Annotated in this window: 24 protein-coding genes; 5 read left to right on the top strand and 19 right to left on the bottom strand. The window is 44.8% G+C overall.

Features of this window, described 5'->3' with window-relative positions; translation table 11 throughout:
• Positions 1-189 precede the first annotated feature (189 nt).
• The gene (locus tag AB6E54_RS12510; protein WP_372106851.1) at positions 190-1215 is read left to right on the top strand and encodes an AraC family transcriptional regulator; all 1026 of its coding nucleotides are present in this window, start codon (positions 190-192) and stop codon (positions 1213-1215) included.
• A gap of 57 nt (positions 1216-1272) precedes the next feature.
• Here the strand turns inward: AB6E54_RS12510 and AB6E54_RS12505 are convergent, their stop codons facing one another.
• Positions 1273-1512 (bottom strand): hypothetical protein, encoded by a 240-nt coding sequence (locus tag AB6E54_RS12505; RefSeq protein WP_017060129.1) that lies wholly within the window; start codon positions 1510-1512, stop codon positions 1273-1275.
• Here AB6E54_RS12505 and AB6E54_RS12500 point away from each other — a divergent pair.
• Positions 1484-2635, top strand: coding sequence for an MFS transporter (locus tag AB6E54_RS12500; RefSeq protein WP_372106850.1), 1152 nt, complete (start codon positions 1484-1486; stop codon positions 2633-2635). The two genes, AB6E54_RS12505 and AB6E54_RS12500, sit on opposite strands and share 29 nt — an antisense overlap.
• Positions 2636-2769: 134 nt before the next feature.
• Here AB6E54_RS12500 and AB6E54_RS12495 read toward each other — a convergent pair whose 3' ends face one another.
• On the bottom strand, positions 2770-3663 hold the full coding sequence (locus tag AB6E54_RS12495) for a helix-turn-helix transcriptional regulator (RefSeq protein WP_372106848.1): 894 nt from the start codon (positions 3661-3663) through the stop codon (positions 2770-2772).
• Between the two features lie 50 nt (positions 3664-3713).
• Here AB6E54_RS12495 and AB6E54_RS12490 point away from each other — a divergent pair, with 50 nt between their 5' ends.
• Positions 3714-5111, top strand: a complete 1398-nt coding sequence (locus tag AB6E54_RS12490) for an MATE family efflux transporter (RefSeq protein WP_372097991.1) — start codon at positions 3714-3716, stop codon at positions 5109-5111.
• Between the two features lie 102 nt (positions 5112-5213).
• On the opposite strand, the gene AB6E54_RS12485 is transcribed toward AB6E54_RS12490, so the two are convergent.
• Positions 5214-5609, bottom strand: a complete 396-nt coding sequence (locus AB6E54_RS12485) for a nitrous oxide-stimulated promoter family protein (protein WP_372099388.1) — start codon at positions 5607-5609, stop codon at positions 5214-5216.
• Between the two features lie 3 nt (positions 5610-5612).
• Entirely contained in the window at positions 5613-6128 is a 516-nt protein-coding gene (locus AB6E54_RS12480; RefSeq protein ID WP_017067858.1) for a GNAT family N-acetyltransferase, read from the bottom strand.
• Between the two features lie 97 nt (positions 6129-6225).
• Between AB6E54_RS12480 and AB6E54_RS12475 the strand changes: the two genes are divergently transcribed.
• On the top strand, positions 6226-6435 hold the full coding sequence (locus AB6E54_RS12475; RefSeq protein WP_017060973.1) for a DUF2986 domain-containing protein: 210 nt from the start codon (positions 6226-6228) through the stop codon (positions 6433-6435).
• Positions 6436-6549: 114 nt separating this feature from the next.
• Here the strand turns inward: AB6E54_RS12475 and AB6E54_RS12470 are convergent, their stop codons facing one another.
• The 9 genes from AB6E54_RS12470 to AB6E54_RS12430 form a co-directional block, all read right to left on the bottom strand.
• On the bottom strand, positions 6550-7473 hold the full coding sequence (locus AB6E54_RS12470) for an ABC transporter substrate-binding protein (RefSeq protein ID WP_017062538.1): 924 nt from the start codon (positions 7471-7473) through the stop codon (positions 6550-6552).
• 2 nt (positions 7474-7475) lie between these two features.
• Positions 7476-8351, bottom strand: a complete 876-nt coding sequence (locus tag AB6E54_RS12465) for a metal ABC transporter permease (RefSeq protein WP_372106847.1) — start codon at positions 8349-8351, stop codon at positions 7476-7478.
• A complete protein-coding gene (locus tag AB6E54_RS12460) occupies positions 8351-9085 on the bottom strand; it encodes a metal ABC transporter ATP-binding protein (protein ID WP_017067855.1) in 735 nt (244 codons plus the stop codon). The genes AB6E54_RS12465 and AB6E54_RS12460 overlap by 1 nt, the downstream gene beginning before the upstream one ends.
• Entirely contained in the window at positions 9085-10020 is a 936-nt protein-coding gene (locus tag AB6E54_RS12455; RefSeq protein WP_372106845.1) for a metal ABC transporter solute-binding protein, Zn/Mn family, read from the bottom strand. Before AB6E54_RS12455 ends, AB6E54_RS12460 begins: the two co-directional genes overlap by 1 nt.
• A 16-nt stretch (positions 10021-10036) precedes the next feature.
• Positions 10037-10615 carry a DUF6162 family protein gene (locus AB6E54_RS12450; RefSeq protein WP_372106843.1) on the bottom strand — a complete coding sequence of 193 codons (579 nt, stop codon included), beginning with the start codon at positions 10613-10615 and terminating at the stop codon, positions 10037-10039.
• On the bottom strand, positions 10612-10947 hold the full coding sequence (locus AB6E54_RS12445) for a hypothetical protein (RefSeq protein ID WP_017062543.1): 336 nt from the start codon (positions 10945-10947) through the stop codon (positions 10612-10614). Before AB6E54_RS12445 ends, AB6E54_RS12450 begins: the two co-directional genes overlap by 4 nt.
• Positions 10948-11063: 116 nt before the next feature.
• On the bottom strand, positions 11064-11900 hold the full coding sequence (locus AB6E54_RS12440) for a DUF4198 domain-containing protein (protein ID WP_372106841.1): 837 nt from the start codon (positions 11898-11900) through the stop codon (positions 11064-11066).
• A 138-nt stretch (positions 11901-12038) separates the two neighbouring features.
• The gene (locus tag AB6E54_RS12435) at positions 12039-12557 is read right to left on the bottom strand and encodes a DUF2271 domain-containing protein (protein ID WP_017062545.1); all 519 of its coding nucleotides are present in this window, start codon (positions 12555-12557) and stop codon (positions 12039-12041) included.
• A gap of 71 nt (positions 12558-12628) precedes the next feature.
• A complete protein-coding gene (locus AB6E54_RS12430; RefSeq protein ID WP_017062546.1) occupies positions 12629-13258 on the bottom strand; it encodes a PepSY-associated TM helix domain-containing protein in 630 nt (209 codons plus the stop codon).
• Between the two features lie 343 nt (positions 13259-13601).
• On the opposite strand from AB6E54_RS12430, the gene AB6E54_RS12425 reads away from it, so the two are divergent.
• Complete coding sequence (locus AB6E54_RS12425; protein ID WP_017062547.1) at positions 13602-13922, top strand: hypothetical protein; 321 nt, start codon at positions 13602-13604, stop codon at positions 13920-13922.
• A gap of 130 nt (positions 13923-14052) precedes the next feature.
• Here AB6E54_RS12425 and AB6E54_RS12420 read toward each other — a convergent pair whose 3' ends face one another.
• Genes AB6E54_RS12420 through AB6E54_RS12395 form a run of 6 tightly spaced genes read right to left on the bottom strand, consistent with a single transcriptional unit; the run spans position 14053 to position 18972 of the window.
• The gene (locus AB6E54_RS12420) at positions 14053-15231 is read right to left on the bottom strand and encodes a tetratricopeptide repeat protein (RefSeq protein ID WP_372106840.1); all 1179 of its coding nucleotides are present in this window, start codon (positions 15229-15231) and stop codon (positions 14053-14055) included.
• Positions 15228-15848, bottom strand: coding sequence for an energy transducer TonB (locus tag AB6E54_RS12415; protein ID WP_008219721.1), 621 nt, complete (start codon positions 15846-15848; stop codon positions 15228-15230). The genes AB6E54_RS12420 and AB6E54_RS12415 overlap by 4 nt, the downstream gene beginning before the upstream one ends.
• A 19-nt stretch (positions 15849-15867) precedes the next feature.
• Entirely contained in the window at positions 15868-16272 is a 405-nt protein-coding gene (locus AB6E54_RS12410; protein ID WP_004739212.1) for a biopolymer transporter ExbD, read from the bottom strand.
• Positions 16269-16829 carry a MotA/TolQ/ExbB proton channel family protein gene (locus tag AB6E54_RS12405; RefSeq protein WP_372106838.1) on the bottom strand — a complete coding sequence of 187 codons (561 nt, stop codon included), beginning with the start codon at positions 16827-16829 and terminating at the stop codon, positions 16269-16271. Before AB6E54_RS12405 ends, AB6E54_RS12410 begins: the two co-directional genes overlap by 4 nt.
• Complete coding sequence (locus AB6E54_RS12400; RefSeq protein WP_372106836.1) at positions 16829-18205, bottom strand: MotA/TolQ/ExbB proton channel family protein; 1377 nt, start codon at positions 18203-18205, stop codon at positions 16829-16831. The genes AB6E54_RS12405 and AB6E54_RS12400 overlap by 1 nt, the downstream gene beginning before the upstream one ends.
• A complete protein-coding gene (locus AB6E54_RS12395; protein WP_372106835.1) occupies positions 18205-18972 on the bottom strand; it encodes a DUF3450 domain-containing protein in 768 nt (255 codons plus the stop codon). Before AB6E54_RS12395 ends, AB6E54_RS12400 begins: the two co-directional genes overlap by 1 nt.
• Positions 18973-19157: the final 185 nt, after the last annotated feature.

Here is a 19157-nt window from a genome sequence, read left to right as displayed (position 1 = left end):
TTCGATAACATTTCGAACAGGTTTCAAAAAGACAAAAACCGGTGATATTCGGACACAGCCTGCGCTAGCCCAATAAAACCTTGCACACATAAACCAAAATTTGGAACAAGCTTGCGAAAGTGAGAACAAGCAACAGGCGTAAATGTTAAAAGTTCGGTTAAGATATCGATATTCAACAAGAGGCAGCTTATGGAATACACCGCAGTTTACGAACCCGACATGCAAGCATTCGGCATTCTGGATCTTCAGTTGCTGCATCGTTACCTGTCGCCTGTTCTCAGTATCGAAGAGTTGCTCGAAGGCAGTAACATCGATGCTCTCCAACTCAACACACCCGATACACACATCACTTTGGCGCAAAAGCTTGCTGTGTTCAGTAATGCGTTAGCGAATTCCAACGAAGACGGATTGGGGCTTAAAGTTGGCCAACAAGCGAGGTTCAGCGATTTCGGCGTGCTCGGTTATGCGGTGTTTAGCAGCGAAACACTACTCGATGCCTTTTTAATCGGGTTTAAGTATCTGCAACTTGCTGGCCCTGTCCTCAGAAAAACCATGTCTGTAGAAGACAACATTGGTTACTTTCGCGCAGAGCAACTTATCGAACTCGATTCTTTACTGCCCTTTTGTTGTGAATACTGGTTCGCAGCGATACACAGTTTGTGCGAAGAGGTCTTACAGCAGCCCTTTCCTTCTCAAGTGATCCGCTTCCCCTATCCAAAACCTGAATACGGCGATCTATACACAGAGATTTTCCGCTGCCCGGTTGAATTCAATAGTGACCGGCTTGAATGGGAGTTCGACGCAACCACCTTGTATTCATCTCTTCCTACCGCCAACCCCATCACTTTACAGATGTGCTTAAAATCGTGTGATGACATGTTGGCAAAAGTCAGTGCACCCAGTAGCCTCAAAGAGAAAGTCTCTCAGATGCTGATTGAAAGGCCAGGATGTTACCCTTCTATAGAATCCATTTCTTCAGAACTGGGCATGTCTTCTCGAACTCTGCGTCGTCACCTGAGAGCAGCGGATACGAGCTATCAGAAGATACTGGACCATGTTCGCTTTCACCTTTCCCGGCACTACCTTTCTTCAACTCGAATGAGTATTGAAGAGATATCTGAACGAGTTGGCTTTTCTGATAGCGCTAACTTTCGTCATGCCTTTCGTAAGTGGAGTGGTAACTCGCCACGTCAATACCGTAAAGAAACGGTCTAACACTTAAAATCCCACTCAATCCAAATCATAAAAAGACAATCACGCTGCAATCTTTTTCTAAATTAAACCACCAATGAACAACGGCTTAACGACTTTTTGCCCGCATAAAATCTCGCCAAACCACCAAATATCGCAACCGTATTTTAGTTTAGTTGGTCGATAAATTTCTTTTATCTTAACGACCATTTTTATTTGTTTTACCCAATTCAGTTTCTCCCCCATAGTCGCGGAAAATTCATCGTTTCTTTTACTATCAGAGGCTCCTGCATTGGACAACATCCAACCAACAACTCGCATAACTGTTCCTGTTATTGCATTGTCTTTTTACGCGATCGCTTCAGGCTACTTAATGAGTTCATTACCATTAATGCTGTCTGAGTATGGCTTAGACAAAGATCTATCGAGTTGGTTGGCGAGTGCATTCTATGCAGGTCTACTGGCTGGTACATTATTGATTGAACGTGCCATTGCGCGTGTTGGCCACAAAGATGCGTTCGTCATCGCATTGAGTGTGTTCATCGCAACGATCCTTGTATTGCCATTGATCCCACACCAAGCAGTATGGCTACTAGCTCGCTTTGTGGCTGGTGTGGCGGTTGCAGGTATCTTCGTGATTGTAGAGTCTTGGCTAATGAGCGGTGACGAGTCACAACGCGCAAAACGTCTCGCTATCTACATGTGTTCACTGTACGGCGGTTCTGCAGTTGGTCAGCTTGGTATCGGTTACTTAGGTATTACTGGTGGCGTACCTTTCATCGCAATGTTCACCCTTCTGTTTGGTGCGATCATTGTGCTGATGTACGGACAAGCAACTCCACCACAGATCCACGATGCGCAATCTTTGTCTTTAAAGCAGATCAGCAAATTAAGCCACAGCGCGCTAATTGGCTGCATTGTTTCCGGATTAACGCTAGGTGCGATTTACGGCTTGATGCCAGTTGAACTTGCTCAACGTAACATTGCACACGAAGACATTGGTGGTTTGATGGCTTTGGTTATCATGGGTGGTATGGCTGTACAGCCGATGGTGACTTGGTTATCTCACCACGTAGGACAAGTGTTATTAATGGCTCTGTTCTGCCTGCTAGGGGTTGCAAGCATTGGTGTGCTGACTATCAATCACGATTTCTACGTACTAGGCATGAGCTTGTTCGTATTAGGCATGGCCGCATTTGCGCTATACCCAATCGCGATTAACTTAGGTTGCCGTAACCTTGACCCAAGCTACTTGGTGTCAGTGACTCAAATCATGCTACTTTGCTACAGCATCGGTTCTGTTGCGGGACCAATCGTTGCAGACAGCTTTATGGATTCACAAGCAGGATTGTTCACTTACCTGTTCGCGTCTCTACTTGCTACAACGATCTACATGTTGATTGCTAGCCTAAAGCGCTCTCACCTACAGATTGCAGGCGAGTAAGCTTAAATAGACAGACACCAGATACGTGTCATTAGGGCTCCGAGTTAAGACTTCATGTCTAAGCGAAGGGCCCTTTTCAACTCATGCCTATATGTAACCTTCTTCTCCCACACTTCTCATTTCATCGTGCAAGGCTAACCAAGAAGTCGATGGCTCTTTCGATATTGACTGGGTGATAAACCGAAATGCTTTTTGAAGCGATGCGAAAAGTTATAAGGATCTTTGTAGCCCAAGCGATTAGCAATCATAGAAACTGACCAATCTTGATATTTCAACAGGCTGGTGGCTTTATCCATGCGTAATTGAATCAATTTACTGCGTGGAGACAGGTTAAATAGCGTCTTGGTGACTCGATTGAGCTGCTCTTCACTGATGAACACTCTTTCGGCCATCCCTGCCACTGTCCATGGCTGGTGCAGACTACTTTCAATTTCGTTATAGAGCGCTTGAACACGTGCAGTGGTGCTGGTCGACTTAGGCTCAAACCCCGTCAACGTTCGAATAATCTCACTCAAGAGTAACTTACGGTAACTGGCTCTGCCGCCTATCTCAAAGTAAACCAAGTTCATTAATGACCAGATCTGCTCACACTCTCCAAAAGGCACAATCCCCTGTCCTAAACTTGCTATGTGCTGCCATTGCTTGGTGTCAGGCGTCAGCATCCACGCCATTTTCCAATAATTATATTGAGGATCGAGTTCAAAACGAAATGGGGTTTCAGCAGGAAGCACCACGAGTGTATAAGGTGTAATCGCTTGGACCGATGTTGCGGTTGTTAGAATGCCGCCACCTTCCATAGTGAAAATCAACGTATGAACATTAACGGATTCGCGCTCAACCCAGTAGCCATCATATAGCTTCGCCATGCCGCCCATATAGACACCAAAGCTTTTCATCTCTGGAATATCTTCAACGGTCAAAAAACGTTCTTTGCACTGTTCAGCGAGAAAAACGTCATCGTGCCAAGTGGATTTTGGCTTCATTGATTCAATGACGGATTCGCACAGGTTTTGTTGTTTTTTAAACATGTTGTTACTTCGCTCAAAACACTATAGTTCTGCCATAAATCGGAGAGCTTATGACAACTAACATCAACCCTAACTCATCTATGAATAACAAGCCAGAGAGCATCTTACCTCGTATCGTTAAACTTGGTTTACCTGTTGCTTTGCAAAGTGCGCTTGTCGCTATTCTTGCACTTGCTGACGTATTAATGGTCAGTGATTATGGTATGGAAGCAGCTGCGGCTGTGGGAATTGCATCAAAATGGCACTTCGTTGCTATTATGATTATGGCAGGGTTGGCCTCAGCAAATGGAACATTAGTCGCTCAATACTGGGGAAAGAATGACCGAAAAAGCGCGCGAACAGTATCATCTATCGCGATGGTGTTTGGCTTAAAAGTTCTGTTGCCTGTTACTGCAATCATCACTCTTGGTTCTCAGTTTTTAATGATGTTGCAAACCAGCGATCAAACCGTGATTGAACTTGGCGCGACTTACCTATGGTATGGCTTCCCCGTTCTACTGCTGACTCACATTGTCGTCGTGGTAGAAGCAAGCATGCGCTCATCAGGTGACACCGTAACCCCGCTGCTATTAGGCGCGGTGACCATTGCACTCAACATTGCGCTTAACTTCGTTCTAATCAAAGGTGCCTTTGGTATTCCCGCTATGGGCGTAGCAGGTGCAGCACTAGCGACGACACTCGCTCGCGCAATTCAAGTCGGCTTGATGTATAGCTACATGCGCATGCGTAAACATTGGTTGTTAACCACGCCTAGCTCACCACATCGTCCATCATTGTGGCTATCTTACCGTCGTATTGCTTTGCCACTAACGATGAATGCCGTGTTATGGGCAATGGGCACTATGGCGTACCAAATGATCTTCGGCCACATGGGCACAACGGAACTTGCCGTGTTCTCTATGCTCGCACCGTTTGAATCGTTGTGTTATTCGATTTTCTTTGGTATTTCGGTAGCGTGTTCAGTGTTGCTTGGTCATTCATTAGGCCGTGATGAGTTTGATGACGCAATGAGCATGGGGCTGACATTCATTAAAGCCGTCGTTGGATTTGGCGCGGTTGTTGGATTGCTACTGTTTATGGGCAAAGAGCATGTTCTAACATGGCTGAACCTTTCTACAGATGCGCTCTACCCGCTCGCTTCACCTGCAATGACCATTATGTGTTTTGCTGTGGTGATTCGTATGCTGAACATGGTGATCATCAACGGTATCATTCGCGCTGGTGGTGATAATACGTTCTGCCTTCGTATGGACTTCATCGCAATGTGGATGGTCGGCATTCCAGTATGTGTTTACGGCGCGTTTGTCGCTGGATGGGATTTCAAATACATCTATGGTTTGATGTTGGTGGAAGAAGTGGTGAAACTGGCAATTTGTTCTCATCGTTACCTAAGCCGACGCTGGATCAACAACCTCACAGTGACCTATGACGAGCCTCAAGCGGCATAGGCTACTTGGCTATATTCAAACTTAGATAAAACGTATCTACATAAAAAAGGTCTGAGAAATCAGACCTTTTGCATTTCTTTAGAAATTACTTTAAAGCGCCACTTACTTCTTGTTCATTCGGATATGGCGGTTCGACACATTCGGCAACGGCTTTTCAGGCACTTTCCGTTTCTCATGAATCAGATGTCGAATCGCTAATATCGGATGCTTAAGTAGCATTCTTGGCCCGGCATAGCGCATCACCAATCGCATTTGCTCTTTCGGGTCTGGTTTATAGCAATGAATCGGACACTTATTACAGGTCGGTTTTGCTTCGCCATAAGGACATCTATCCAGTCGTGTTTCGGCGTAACGCAACAGTTGCTCACACTCCTCACATAACGCGTTATTCTGACGAACTTCACCGTGGTGATCTTTGCAATAGATGTGCACCATCGCAATAACGGTTTTGTACTCCGTTGCGAGCTCACCTTGTAGAATATTGCTATGTTGGAACATGTTTTAATTACCTAATGAGAAACCGTACAGGTTGAGATTAACGCTTTCGCTTATCACATCTTCAACTCGCTCGAACACAAAGCCTAACTTAGTCAGTAGTGTGATACTTCGAATGTTATCAGAGGTAGTGATGGCAACTAAATGATCGATATCAGCATTCTGCTTAGCTTGTTCAATTATCGCCTCCGCGGCTTCTTGGGCAAAGCCTTGACCATAAAACTCAGGAGCAAACCCGTAGCCAATATCATGCGACGCTAAGGTGTCTCTTTTTATTAATCCGCAGATACCAATTGGCGTTGAAGTTTCTTTGATTTCAACCATCAACAAACAGACACCCTTCTCTTCATGCATCTTAAGAATGTTGTTTTCAATGTACTCGACAGCCTTTTCAGTGTCGTTGATTTCCTTATCACCAATGTAACGCAGGAAATCTTCTGAGCTGTATAGTCGTTGAATAAACGCCGCATCTTGAGGTGTGATCATTCTTAATCTTAAACGTTCGGTCTCGACTGACTGCATAGTGATATTTTCCTTGCTGAATACCATGTAAATATTGAGTTCTAGAGCTAAAATGATTATCCTCCACCGCCTAAACTAAATACAAGGCTATGCAGCAATGAACCGTAAGAAAAAAATCAATCAAATTCTAAAAAAGAAGCAGAAACAGGCGAATTCTAAACTGCATAGTAGCAACAAGCCTCGCTACATCTCTAAAGCTGACCGTGCAAAAATGGAAGCTGAAGAACAAGCGAAAGCAGCTCAAGAGCAAGCTGAAGGTTCAGTAGAAGCAACGGTTGAAGCTGAAGAGACAAAAGCTGCAGAGTAAGTTTATACTCGCAGTCCTCTTGTCTGACACTCTTTTCAGAGCCAACAGACAAGAACAAAAAAGCAGCCTCAAATTGGGCTGCTTTTTTGATCCTACCATTTTTAATCGCGCTGGTTAGCCTTTGAATGGCTGCACTTCCCAACGGGCAAACGGTGCTTTTGCGTTGATTCCCGCTCTGCCCCAACGATCAACAGAATCCACTACCAAGATACGCTCATTCGGTACCAATGATTTAATCAAGTTGCTTGGCTTTTTCGCTGTAACTAACCATAGAGCATCATCTTCCGAAAACATCTCTTTAAGCTTGGCTTTGTCCTGCTCTGTCCATTCCAGTTCAGCTTTGAACATGCGTTCTTCAACAAACAGTTGGCTGCCAGAGGCGAAATCTTCCAAGCTTTCTGAAAGCAACAATACTGAATCTACGTCATTGTCGAGCAATACTGCTTGCTGCTTGTTGATCAGTTCACGAACATCCAACATCACACGTTGTAAGTTGCTATCAATCGTTTCAGCTTGCGCAGGCCACAACAACTTAAAGTCGTCAGCCACAATCGCCGCCATACGTGTTAAGTTGGTCGGGTTTAACCATGCGTATTTAGACACATCACCATTCGACAATGTAAGCGCAGCAACGCCTTGTGCACGCGGTGTAATCGCTTGAGCGGCATCAACCTCAACTAAACGGATATTGCTTTGTCTTGCGTATACAAACGTAGGGTCGGCTTGCCAGATCGATGACAACGTTACCGCAACGGTCGCCTTTTCACCCGATTGAAGCACTTTACTCGCACCCTTGGTACCAAACCAATTCGGCAGACGGTCAATACCGTAGCGCTTAGGTGGTAGATATTCGGTCGTAATGTCCGTGCCTTTGGTTAGCTCTGTCGCCAATGCATAAGTCACAGGTGTACTGGTTAGGATGTCTTCTGCATTCACGTTCAGTGACATCACAGAACCAGCCATTAATACACTACCAAGTACACTCACTTGAGCCGTTGCTTTTACTGAGCTAGCGATACGATTCATTAAACAAGTCATGATTACGCCTTTCTTACAATTCGGTATAGCGTTGCTGCTAGGAAAAACGTTGCAGAAACGATGATGATTGAAGCGCCCGTTGGCACTGGCAGTTTGAGTTCCATAGGCAACACGGTTCCAACCAAACATGCGATGGTTGCGAGTAATGCCGACAAGAGAACAAAGCTCCCCATACGTTTAGTTAACAATCGAGCGGTCGCACCTGGAATCAACAATAACGCACCCACTAGAACTGCACCTACGATCTTCACGGCCGCAATTGTCACTAAGGTGATCATCATGACAAACAAGTAATCGTAAAAGCTGGTGTTGTAACCACGAACCTTAGCTATATCAGGGCTGATACAAGTCAGGAGAATGCGGTTGAATGTCGGTATCAAGAGCAAGATGATGATCGCGCAACTACCTGCGAGAATCGCTAAGTCTTGGTCTGTTACCGTAAGAATCGAGCCAAACAGTACGTTTTCAAGCATGTGGATATTGATCTTACGAGCAACATACATCAGTAACGCCGCACCCACAGCCAACGCTAGCGCAAGGAAAACACCCACTAAGGTATCGTATGGAACGTTGGTCCTGTTTCTTACAAAGTGAAGAAGCAGAGCGAAGATCATACAGAAGCTAAACAGACCAATAATTGGGTTTTCTGGTGGCTCGCCAAGCAACACACCTATAGCGATACCGGTTAATGCCGCGTGGCCTACCGCTTCAGAGAAGAAAGCCAAACGCTTAGCAATCACCAAAGTACCCAGGCCACCTAGTAACGGGCCCAGTAACAATGCAGCAACCAGTGCATTGACCATGAACGCATACATGAAGCTGTCAGATAACCAACCCGCTTCAACACCACTTACGGCAAGTTGTCGTAGCCAATCCATTACGCAACCTCCTTCGGTTTGTTCATCGCAGCACCACTGCTGTAATGCTGGAATAAGCTTTCAATCTTACTTGGATGTAGTACCTGTTCGTGTGGACCACTATCAACCAAGAATCGATTCACAACATGTACATTGGCTTCAAGGCGACGTACTGCGGTTACATCGTGGTGAACCGCAAGGATCGTGCGACCCTCGTCAACACATTCACGAATCAGCGATTCAAGATAACGAACGCCCTGCTCGTCCATACCGGTCGTTGGTTCATCCAACACCAATAGACTTGGGTTATCCAATAGCGCTTGAGCAAACAACACACGTTGCTGCTCACCACCCGACAACTGTCCCATACGGCGATCGCTACGTGTCGCCATACCCACTCGATCCAATTGCGCGAGTGCAAGATCCAATTGCTTAGACTTACGACGCCAAAATAGCGGAATTCGAGTTTGGTTAAGCAACACGAAATCCATGACCGTCAAAGGCAAGCTCGATTCGAAGGTCGCTTTTTGTGGAACATAACCGATACTTGGCTTTTCTGGCCAATGAATATTGATTTGCCCAGAGAAAGGCGTCAAACCAAGAACAGAGCGTAGCAGAGAGGTTTTACCACCGCCGTTTGGCCCCATGATTACATGGCACTCACCCGCTTTAAGTTCTAGTGAGATATCGTCAAGAATGACGTTGTTGTCATATTGCAGACCGAGTTGATTGATTGAAATCGATGGACCTAACATTATGCGTTCCCGCTTTTAGCTTGGTTCGCCGCCGCAAATTTCATGGCTTCGATTAACGTCTCTAGGTTCTTCTTCATCTCAACTTCGACTTTATCGTCTTCATATTCACCGTGCGTCATGTGAGAAAAACGATAAAGCTGAACGCCTGTTTCCGCTTCAATTGTGTCAACAAAACGGTTTGGCATGTTTAACTCGTAAAACAGAACATCAATGCCTGATGCGCGGATCTTCTCGATCGTCTCTTGCAGTTGACTAGCACTTGGTTCAACACCGTGTGCAGGCTCGATTACTGCCGCAACATCCACACCAAACTCTTGAAGGATGTAGCCATAAGCATTATGTGTAGTCGCGACCTTCATACCTGAAGTATCTAACTCACCTAATGACAACATCGCATCGCGCTTCATAAAGCGAAATTGCTTTGCGTATTTACGTGCATTCTTACGATAAAAAGCCGCGTTGTCAGGGTCGAGCTTAGAGACCTCACTCTCGATGGTGTAAACCTTTTGAATTGTTGTCGAAAGCCCAACAAAGGTATGTGGGTTAACGGCACCTTGACCAACAGACTGACCAAGAGCAGGAAGTAGAGGCACTTCTTTGTTTGCTTCGATCACGACTAGGTCATCACGTTGCGCGGCTGAAATCACTTTAAGCGCGAAGTCATCGTGACCAATACCGTTTACCACGATGGCGTCCATCTGGCTCAATCTCTTCAAGTCGTTCGGTTGTGGCAAGTAGTTATGCGGATTAAAGCCGGCATCAACCAAAGGAAGGATGTTCACTTTGTCGCCTACTACTGCTTTTACGTAGCTGTAGTAAGGTTGAAGCGTGATACCAATCGTCAGCTTGTTGCTGTCGATCTTATATTCTTTTGCCAATGCATTGGGTGCCATGAACACCGCTAATAACGACATGAACAGAGTCATAATTCGCATAGTAATTCTCTTATTATTAGTGAGCATCGCTTTCATGATGCTTTTCAATTTCTGATTCGTTCACGACCATTTTCCAACCCGTAGACTCTAGCGTGTGTTGGTCAAAAGTAGCGGGCTGTTTCGCTACACCGCCCAAGAAGATCCAGATTTCAGGAGAAACGCTGTTCGCATTTAAAATAAAGGAATCCGCAAAACCATGATCGGTAGGCGTAGCTTGTTCACTTGGAGTAGAAAAGTAATAACCACGCTCGTCCAGTACCCAAGCATGAGAACCTTTGCGCTTCCAACTCTGATCTTCTATAAACGGGGCAACCCATTCATCTTTAAGTGATGCAACACTCGGCCATTCACCATCTGAGTCCATGCGCAGGTCACGGATTTCTTCATGCGCTAAACGCAGCTCTGATAGCATCGCCAAGTTTTCTTGTTCAACATCAGTCACTAGAATTTGATGATCAAGCACTGCTTTAACGTGGGATTCAGCCTGATGAAATGGGATTGCGACAGTTGCAAAGCAAAGGATGAACACAATGATCAGTCCTACCCATTTGCCCTCTCTGCCGCCCGTATCAGCACGTACGCTTTGAATCATCATTTTTCACTGATCTCTACAACATCAACTTCAACTGGAAACTCATGACCTGAATCGAACACAAGGTAGAACTCAGTGTCAGGATGTGGGAATTCAACGATAGAACGTTTATCTGTCATCTCTTTTGCAATCAAGTTGTCTTCGTAATCGTACATCTCAACTGCGTAATCAATCGCTTTGCTGCCATCCGAATAACCCGCTTCACAAGCAACAGTCTTACCTTCAAACCAGCAGCTCATCAGTGGAAAGTGTGCTTGCGCAGGTAATGCAGCGAAACCAAGTCCCAATGCTAAGCAAGGAGTCATTAAAGCGTTAAGTTTTGTTTTTATTGTCATGGTTCGTACCCTAGCCACAGTGCAAATTCTCAGAAGTAAACTGAGCGATAAAGGGCTCAAATGAGCCCTTAAGTTTTTTTGATTCTTAATCAGGGATCTAGCCCCGATATCACAGACTATTGAAGCAGCGCTTCGAACGTTAGGTGAACGTTCGCGCTTGCTTTGTCTGCCAGTGGGTTGTCAATCAACTCACCTTTGTAGTTCGCTTTCATTACGTAACGACCTGCTACGTCTGGAGTAAACGTGATTTCACCGTTCTCATCACTCACCACATCAATCTGCTCTTGGTGGTTGCGGTAAAGCGTACCTTCACGAGTAATCTCCGCTTTCACGTCTTTCTGGATTTCACCGTTGTAGAAGAACTGGAATGTCACAGGTTCGCCTTCAACGATATCTGAAGGGTGTGTCACAGGCTTCATTTCTAGAAGCTTGCCTTCAATTTTGAACACTGAATCCGTTGGCTTACCTACCGTGATGTAGCTTTCTGCACGAGTGAAGCTGATCTGCGTTACCACGTCACGTGGTTTTTCAGGCAGAACTGAGTCACGCTCAGCTTTGTTTGCTTTAATCCACTTCACCGTGTCACGGCGACCCGCTTTGTATTGCGTGTAGTAAGACGGCTGGTTGTTGATCGCCACTTTGTGTGTACCTTCTTCTTCAAAATAGAAGTCGAAGATTGAACGACGCTTGCCACGAATAACGAAGTTAGGACGCTCGCTGCGGCCATCTGGCATGATGACATGAGCATTTTCGCTGCCAGCAGGCTTATCAAAAACAAACGTACCGTGAGACGCAGTAACATCGAACGTTAGCCAATCACCACCTTCTTTAGATACAGTAAAGTGAGATGGCAAAATCCAACGTGGGTGAGCTTGTGCCGTTGTCGTTGCTGCTAGGCCGAATGCCATCACACCCGCTAGAGCAAGTGCTTTGATTTTTGTCTGTTTCATCATGTTCAATTCCATTATTCATAATTGTTAGCCGTGTCGCTCTATCTGAGCCTACGATGACCACTGTCTATTCTGTTCAGCTTGGTTTTAGTTCGTACTTACTAGTTACTGTTCGTACTTACTAGTTACTGTTCGCACTTGCTATTTAGCGATGTAGTTCAGGGTGATTTCACCCGTCTCTTCCGTTGCTTTTAATTCGTAAGATATGTTTGAATCTGCGAGTGATACTTTTTGGCGAAGGTAATTACGGCCACCGTGTTCACGAACCACTTCGATATGAACCGTGTACTCGCCTTGTTCTAACGTTTCACCGCTGTCGCTCTTACCATCCCACACGAAACGGTACTGGCCAGCAGGACGTGTTGCAGACGTCACAGCATCAACCAGTTCACGATCGTAACGGCCAACCTTTCTCCACCAGCTGCGCAGATCCTTAAGCCATTCGTCTTTACCGACCCAAAGCTCGATGGTTTTCACTGACTTTCGTTCGCTATTCTCTACCCACACCGCCACATAAGGACGTGCATACATAGAGGTATCAATCTTTGGAAGCTCAAAGCTGACATCCAGTTTTGCCGTATCAGGAATCGCTTGTGCCATACCTAGGCTTGGCAAAAGAGATAAAGCAAGAAGCGCCTTGCTCCAGTTCATTTTTTTCATTTTTAACAACCTTTTAAATCCGTTTAACCTTAAGTTCGCTCTTCAATCCGATTCATCAATCGAATCAAGCGTTAAGGCACGGCGACAAAATAGATAACCAATGAGATTGCAGACCCAAACACCGTCCATTTGATGGAAGTATTAAGCGTCTTTTTCTTAGGTAACAGTAAGCACACGCCAGTAAGCACAAAGAAGATCATCAATAGCGCAGTGATATCGATAAACCATTTCCATACTTCACCGCTGTTACGACCTTTATGCAGATCGTTCAACAATGCGATAACGCCGTAATTAGTGGTTTCGACTTCTACAAACTCAGACGTAACGTCAACAAAAACGGAAGCGTTGTAGCCGGGTCCTTTGAAGTCCATAGATACCTCACCGATGAGCAACTCACCATCTTCAATCTCTGCATAGATGTCCAAACCAGAAGGAACGCCGGAGAGGTTGGCTTCTTCGAACAGAAACGTTTCAAAGGCTGTCTCGTCAGCTTTTAAACGTCCGTCTTGAACCGTAAATAAACTTGTAGGAAGCGTTAGCGTAGAGCGTTGGATATTGGGTTGGCTTGATTCAAATAACTCAGGTCGGTTCAGGGTGATACCGGTTACTGAGAAAAAAAGAACCACGAACAGAAGCGCCATAGAAATATAAACATGAAGTCGACGAGCCCATGACTGAACCGCCCTACTTTTTAACGACATACAAACCAATACCTATAAATTTTATGGCGACAATTTAGTTGATAATCATTCGTATTGGCATTCAATTTACATTGTTTACGTTTGCCGAGTGGCGTAAGGAAATTTACATAACATTACATGGGAAGTAATCGAACTGTATGCATATTCTTGCTAACGTGTACTAAAGGGATTTGATTCGTTTTATTAGAGGTTATTGATAACAGGGTCAAAGCTCAAAAAAGCTCAATCTCAACATGCTTGATTGAGATGGGTTTAAGGTAACAGTCGTAGCTTTAAGGATAGAAAGTTGGGACTATTTGATCACTGGTTTGATGATAGCTAATGAAGCTTAAAAGGATTTGAAATGCGTATTTTTGTTTTGGCTTTTGCTGCGCTAGTGACGGCGTGCACCAGCCAAATAATCAGCACGGAAGAACATATTCAAGAATACATCGGTTCAGACATAACCGATGTACAAGAACGTTATCTCACCGAACGGTCACGCCCTATCAGTTTTTGGGCGTCTCGAAACTATGCTTGGATTGAAACCAAGAAACCGTTAGACAATGGTTATACAGTACACGCATTCAAAAACCCTTATCGTGATTGCACTATTAACTGGGTTGCTGATACCAGTGGCGTAATCCAAAGTGCGACGTCCCGCGGTACGATGTGCGAGCCTTAACTGACGTACTGGAACGATAAAGTTCAAAAAGCTTTAACCGCCAAAAATTAAAAAGGGTGTCATTTGAACCATCAAATGACACCCTTTTCTATTTACTACTTTCTCTTGTCTTCTTTTGCGTTAACAGCAGTTAGACGTTGCCGTTATCACTAACCGTTCTTAGCTGAGTCAGATATTTAATCCATCCTTTTGCCTCAGAAGAAGGTTCAATGTTGTTGGCACGTTTCGCTTGAGCAAGAGCATTATCAAGATTCTTTAGCTTATACCATGAACGTACTTTCGCTAAAGCGACATCGGCTTGCTTGTTCTTGTCTTTCACTTTATCTAAAACAACCAGAGCTCGGTCGTAGTAACCTTGCTGAACCAATAGCTGAGCCACATTCCAATGATACTGAGTGTCTTTTTTAGACGCTAACGTCCATACTTCAATAGCACTGTCCCACTCTTTCGCTAACTGCCAGTAGGTTGCTTGCTCTGCCAGGAGTTGAACATCGCTGTTCGCATCATCTAACTTAGCGATCTCTTGTGCTGCTCTCTCTGGAATGCCTCGTTTAGCATAAAGCTGAGCCAGTAATCTACGGTCTGAGTTTTTCAACTCAACACCTTGTAGATCAGCCAACGCTAGCGTGTTCAATGCATCACGATTACGTTCTAATCTTAGCTGAATACCAACAAGTTGACGCCACCAGTTATCTTTCTCTGGTTGAAGTTCAATGAGGCTTTCCAGTGTCGGAATAGACTGTTTCCACTGCTTTAACTGTAGCTGAGCACCCAATTTTAGCGATAAAGGTGATAGCTCTGGTTTTGAATTGAACTTGTCGTGATTACCGATGGCCACTAGGACTTTCGACCAGTTTTCAATTTGGTATTCAGCTTGTGCAATTCGCATCCAAAGCGTGTCTTTCTTTTCCTTTTCAGGCGCTGTTTTCACTAACTCGTAGTAGTGCGGAAGCGCGTTTTTAAACTGCTGATCGTTCAACAACAAATCAGCCAGCATACGCTTCGTTATCCAAGCTTGCTCATCGACTAACAAATTCGTATCGACGGCATAAGTGAGCTGCTTAATCGCCGCGTCAGTTTTGCCACCTTGCCAGTAAAAAACACCTAGCATACGAGCTACGTACGCTTTGTCGTAGCCCTTAGAAAGCTCTAAACCTGCTAGTACGTCAATGGCCTGTTTAACCTGTTCATCTTGAGCAAGCTTATGCGCCTTTTGAACACGAATAGCAGTATATTGGGTTAGCTCTTGTGCCTGTGTTGTAAGGGGCATTAACAACAAGCCCACTAATATCCATATATGTTTCATCATTTTGCCAACTTAAACTCTAGTTTCACGGTTTGACCAACCTGAGCTATCGCTTTTCCATCGACGACTTTCGGTTGATATTTCCATTTTTTAAGTGCTCTCATCGCTTCACGTTCAAACATACGACGTGGGTTTGCGTCAGTGACTTGAATGTCAATTGGACGTCCCGTTTCATCGATAGTAAAAGACATAATCACATGGCCTTCAGCTCCACGCTTAAGCGCTTTCGCTGGATAACGAGGCTCTACTCGATACAAAGGCATTGCTTGTTGGTTTGACCCAAAATCAGAGAATGTCGGTGCGTTAATCGCTAAGCCATCAATGGATGTGTTCAAATCCAATGAAGGCAAAGAAGACATCGAATTCAGAGGCGTAACTTCAGCTTGTGACTGAGACGTTTGCGCTTCCGGTGGCGGCTCTGGCATTTCTGGTTTTTCAGGGACTGCACGTTGTCTTCTTTGAACTTCTTGTTCTTGTTCCACCATTACCATGTTGAAACTTAACGTCTCGCTATCGTCTGGTGAACGTTGGTGGCCATTATCGACCATCCAAGCCATGAAAGAAAACAGCGCTAAGCCCAACGCGCCCGCTAGCGGTAAAGCAAGAAATAGGCGAATCATTTATGAAGATCCTCCAAGATCATCGCTTATCAGCAGCAAGCGCAATGTTTTTAACACCTGCACCTTTCGCGGCATCCATCACTTTAACAACAGTACCGTTGTAAGCGTGTTCATCCGCTTGAATAACCAAAGAAGCATCAGGTTGTTCTAGCAACAAGTGCTCTAACGTCGCTTGGACACGTTCAACATCTACGACACGCTTGTCGATGAAAATGTCGTTTGCAGAAGTAATCGCAACAAAGATGCCTGCATCCTTTTGGCTTACTACGTTAGAAGCTTGTGGGCGATTGACTTCCACCCCTGACTCACGAACAAATGAACTGGTCACAATAAAGAAAATAAGCATGATAAAGACAATATCAAGCATCGAAGTAAGGTCTATTTGAGCCTCTTCGTTTTTAGAATGACGTCGACCGAGTCTCATCGTTGACTCCTTAAAGATTTTTCTAATTTCAATTCTAAGCGGTTACACACTTTCGCTAAGCGAGCGTGAACAAACATGCCCGCTAACGCTGCAACCATGCCTGCCATGGTAGGCAGTGTTGCTAACGAGATACCTGAAGCCATCAATTTAGGGTCACTGCTGCCTTGTGTCGCCATGACATCAAAAACAGAGATCATACCGGTTACAGTGCCTAGCAAGCCCAACATCGGGCAAATAGCGACTAACAGCTTAATAAAGTTCAAGTTTTGGTTAAGTAAGATACTCGCTTGCCCCAACCAACCTTCACGAATGGCTTTAGCATGCCAAGAAGAGTGATCTTCTCTTTCATGCCACTTAGTAATCCAAGCTTGGCGCTGCTTAGGAAAGTAGAACGCAAGATAAAGCACGCGTTCTACCACAAGCACCCAATATACTAGGACGACAGCCGCTAGCCACCACAGAACGAAACCGCCCTGCTCCATAAAGCTTGATAAAGACAGCAGCCAGTCACTCGTTAACCAACTCGCTGGTAATAGAGAAGCCGACAAAATATCCATTACGCAGCAGTCCCAACTGGTGAAACAACAGCGTTTGATTCAACGGTCTTTTCTGCCTGCTCAGCAACAAGGCCAATGCCCTGCTTCTCAAGAATATTGCGAATGTTCTCTGACTGAGTGCTAAGAATGTTATGTGCTAATAGCAGTGGCATTGCTGCAACCAGGCCAAGTACCGTTGTTACAAGCGCCATCGAAATACCACCAGCCATGACTTTAGGATCGCCATTACCAAACTGTGTGATCACTTGGAATGTTTCGATCATGCCGGTTACGGTACCCAATAAGCCAAGCATCGGTGCTAGTGCCGCCAATAGCTTAAGCATCGACAAACCTTTCTCTAAGTGAGTCTGTTCATCAACGACAGCTTCTAAAAGACGTAGCTCTAGTGCTTCAACCGTTTGGTTTTGCTCTTTGTTGTACACCGCAAGAACACGGCCTAGAGGGTTGTCGCCCGCTTGCTCAGGGTTCTTAAGTTGTGCGCGAATTTTTTGACGAGCGATAGCGAGAGAAATACCGCGAACCAATGCGATGATTAGACCAATCGCTAGTAGGCCAAGAATCACTTTACCAACCACACCACCCGCTTGTAGACGGTCAGTTAAACTTGGCGTAAGTGCTAATTGCTCTAGCATAAACCCGCGAGAAGGATCGACAACCACGTTAGATACTTCACCATTCGCTAACGAAGAAAGTGACGCTAACGTTGGACCATTTTGTGGTTGCTTAAGGTAAGCGATCGCATCTTCACGCTGAGTGTTCCAGCTAACATAGCCTTGCTCTGTCACAAGACCAATCGAACCTAGTCGGTAAGCGTCAACCTTGTTTGTATTGCCTTCACCATTAATGAATGCAATTTGAGATTTGCTAAGCTCAGAACTCGCTTGGATCTGTTCAACCATGCTCATCCACAAACCGGTCAGCTGTGGCATTGAAGGCAGTGATTTAGCATCAATGATTTGATCAACAGTTGCAGTGTGTTCAGCACGATCAACACTATTCACGGTTGAGCTAAGCTCTGCGCCGAGTTCTTTTGCGTTTTGACGAACGACACCGAACAGCTCGCCTAAGCTACCGGTTTCTAAACGCAGCTTCTCTTCTAAGCGAGCAAGCTTGTTTTCGTTATCACTGAACGTTTGAGTCAGAACATCTGTCGCACCTTGGATAGACGTACGCTTCGCTTCAAGCTGAGCTTTGATCGCTTTCAGTTCTTGTTCTGTCTTTTTGAAATCAGCTTCACGCACTACGTTGTGAGAAGCTTGAGTACGGTTTTCTGATTTTGCTTTGTTAACGAGCTGAGCCGTTGAGTCTGAAGCTGAGAAAGCAGAAAATGAAAGTGATGTAATGCAAAGCAATGCTGCTAATGATTTTAAGTTCATTACTTAACCTCCGCAACAATTAAAGAAACAGGTAAAGTAATCAAGCTTGGGGCAGCTTGTTGGCCAGCAATATCGTACGCTTTATCTAGCTCAGATTTCATTGAAGAATCTAGCTCTTGCCACTGATTTTGTGTTTGATTCCAAGACCAATATTGGCTGCCATTTAGGTTACGAGCCACCAAAGAGATACGACCTAGGTGCAACACGTCAGCTTCAATCGTTCTGTCGTTGCTCAATGCAACGCGGCCTTGGTAAGCACCGAGCTTGATGCCGTAGTCCATCTCGATTTGGTAAGCTTCCAGGATACGACGATACTTCTCAGCGTCACTTACGTCAGCACGAGTCATCATTGCTTGTAGCTTTTCTACTCTTTCTAGACGCTGTTCTTTCTTAATCGGCACGTCTTTCTCTACCAACTGTTCAAGACCATCGATCATTTGATACATCAATGGCACAACACCTTGGCGTGTGTATTTGATTTCTTCGATCTGCTCTTCAATGCTTTGAGCTTCTTGGTTTTGGCTTTCAACCAATGCAGCAAGGTGATCGTGATAGATTTCTAAGTTTTTAACTTCTTCTTGCAGACGCTCAATCTCAGCTTGCAGCATTAAAGTCGCTTGTGAGCTTTTATCAATAACCTTTTGGCTCGAAGCCGACGCGTTATTGGTCTTGTTTTGAATTGATTGAGCTTGATCCAAGCTGTTTGCCATAGAAGACGTTGCAACCAAACTGATGGCAAGCGCTAGGCTAGTTTTTAAAAGATTCATAATTGTAGTCATTTACTATAGAAGAAGGTCAAATACATTTTATTGATAAATACTATTATTGATAAGCACTCTCATTATCATTAAAAGTCACTCGCATTACTAGGGATATTTTACTGAATAGCAGAATCACGAAAGGGGAAAGCCGAAACTTTCCCCTTAGTATTTAGGCTAACAATAGTACCCTA

Source organism: Vibrio sp. 10N.247.311.49, assembly GCF_041467655.1.
Lineage (GTDB): Bacteria > Pseudomonadota > Gammaproteobacteria > Enterobacterales > Vibrionaceae > Vibrio > Vibrio crassostreae_C.
The sequence above is the reverse complement of the archived record's forward strand: the minus strand, read 5'-3'. Positions and strand labels throughout refer to the sequence as shown.

What these genes read in the sequence shown, in the direction of transcription:
- AB6E54_RS12395 (WP_372106835.1), bottom strand. Translation starts at nt 18,972, where the DNA reads ATGAATCTTTTAAAAACTAGCCTAGCGCTTGCCATCAGTTTGGTTGCA.
- AB6E54_RS12440 (WP_372106841.1), bottom strand. Translation starts at nt 11,900, where the DNA reads ATGATGAAACAGACAAAAATCAAAGCACTTGCTCTAGCGGGTGTGATG.
- AB6E54_RS12445 (WP_017062543.1), bottom strand. Translation starts at nt 10,947, where the DNA reads ATGACAATAAAAACAAAACTTAACGCTTTAATGACTCCTTGCTTAGCA.
- AB6E54_RS12485 (WP_372099388.1), bottom strand. Translation starts at nt 5,609, where the DNA reads ATGTTCCAACATAGCAATATTCTACAAGGTGAGCTCGCAACGGAGTAC.
- AB6E54_RS12450 (WP_372106843.1), bottom strand. Translation starts at nt 10,615, where the DNA reads ATGATGATTCAAAGCGTACGTGCTGATACGGGCGGCAGAGAGGGCAAA.
- AB6E54_RS12465 (WP_372106847.1), bottom strand. Translation starts at nt 8,351, where the DNA reads ATGGATTGGCTACGACAACTTGCCGTAAGTGGTGTTGAAGCGGGTTGG.
- AB6E54_RS12415 (WP_008219721.1), bottom strand. Translation starts at nt 15,848, where the DNA reads ATGATTCGCCTATTTCTTGCTTTACCGCTAGCGGGCGCGTTGGGCTTA.
- AB6E54_RS12405 (WP_372106838.1), bottom strand. Translation starts at nt 16,829, where the DNA reads ATGGATATTTTGTCGGCTTCTCTATTACCAGCGAGTTGGTTAACGAGT.
- AB6E54_RS12425 (WP_017062547.1), top strand. Translation starts at nt 13,602, where the DNA reads ATGCGTATTTTTGTTTTGGCTTTTGCTGCGCTAGTGACGGCGTGCACC.
- AB6E54_RS12510 (WP_372106851.1), top strand. Translation starts at nt 190, where the DNA reads ATGGAATACACCGCAGTTTACGAACCCGACATGCAAGCATTCGGCATT.
- AB6E54_RS12400 (WP_372106836.1), bottom strand. Translation starts at nt 18,205, where the DNA reads ATGAACTTAAAATCATTAGCAGCATTGCTTTGCATTACATCACTTTCA.
- AB6E54_RS12435 (WP_017062545.1), bottom strand. Translation starts at nt 12,557, where the DNA reads ATGAAAAAAATGAACTGGAGCAAGGCGCTTCTTGCTTTATCTCTTTTG.
- AB6E54_RS12475 (WP_017060973.1), top strand. Translation starts at nt 6,226, where the DNA reads ATGAACCGTAAGAAAAAAATCAATCAAATTCTAAAAAAGAAGCAGAAA.
- AB6E54_RS12480 (WP_017067858.1), bottom strand. Translation starts at nt 6,128, where the DNA reads ATGCAGTCAGTCGAGACCGAACGTTTAAGATTAAGAATGATCACACCT.
- AB6E54_RS12455 (WP_372106845.1), bottom strand. Translation starts at nt 10,020, where the DNA reads ATGCGAATTATGACTCTGTTCATGTCGTTATTAGCGGTGTTCATGGCA.
- AB6E54_RS12420 (WP_372106840.1), bottom strand. Translation starts at nt 15,231, where the DNA reads ATGATGAAACATATATGGATATTAGTGGGCTTGTTGTTAATGCCCCTT.
- AB6E54_RS12460 (WP_017067855.1), bottom strand. Translation starts at nt 9,085, where the DNA reads ATGTTAGGTCCATCGATTTCAATCAATCAACTCGGTCTGCAATATGAC.
- AB6E54_RS12410 (WP_004739212.1), bottom strand. Translation starts at nt 16,272, where the DNA reads ATGAGACTCGGTCGACGTCATTCTAAAAACGAAGAGGCTCAAATAGAC.
- AB6E54_RS12505 (WP_017060129.1), bottom strand. Translation starts at nt 1,512, where the DNA reads ATGCGAGTTGTTGGTTGGATGTTGTCCAATGCAGGAGCCTCTGATAGT.
- AB6E54_RS12495 (WP_372106848.1), bottom strand. Translation starts at nt 3,663, where the DNA reads ATGTTTAAAAAACAACAAAACCTGTGCGAATCCGTCATTGAATCAATG.
- AB6E54_RS12490 (WP_372097991.1), top strand. Translation starts at nt 3,714, where the DNA reads ATGACAACTAACATCAACCCTAACTCATCTATGAATAACAAGCCAGAG.
- AB6E54_RS12430 (WP_017062546.1), bottom strand. Translation starts at nt 13,258, where the DNA reads ATGTCGTTAAAAAGTAGGGCGGTTCAGTCATGGGCTCGTCGACTTCAT.
- AB6E54_RS12470 (WP_017062538.1), bottom strand. Translation starts at nt 7,473, where the DNA reads ATGACTTGTTTAATGAATCGTATCGCTAGCTCAGTAAAAGCAACGGCT.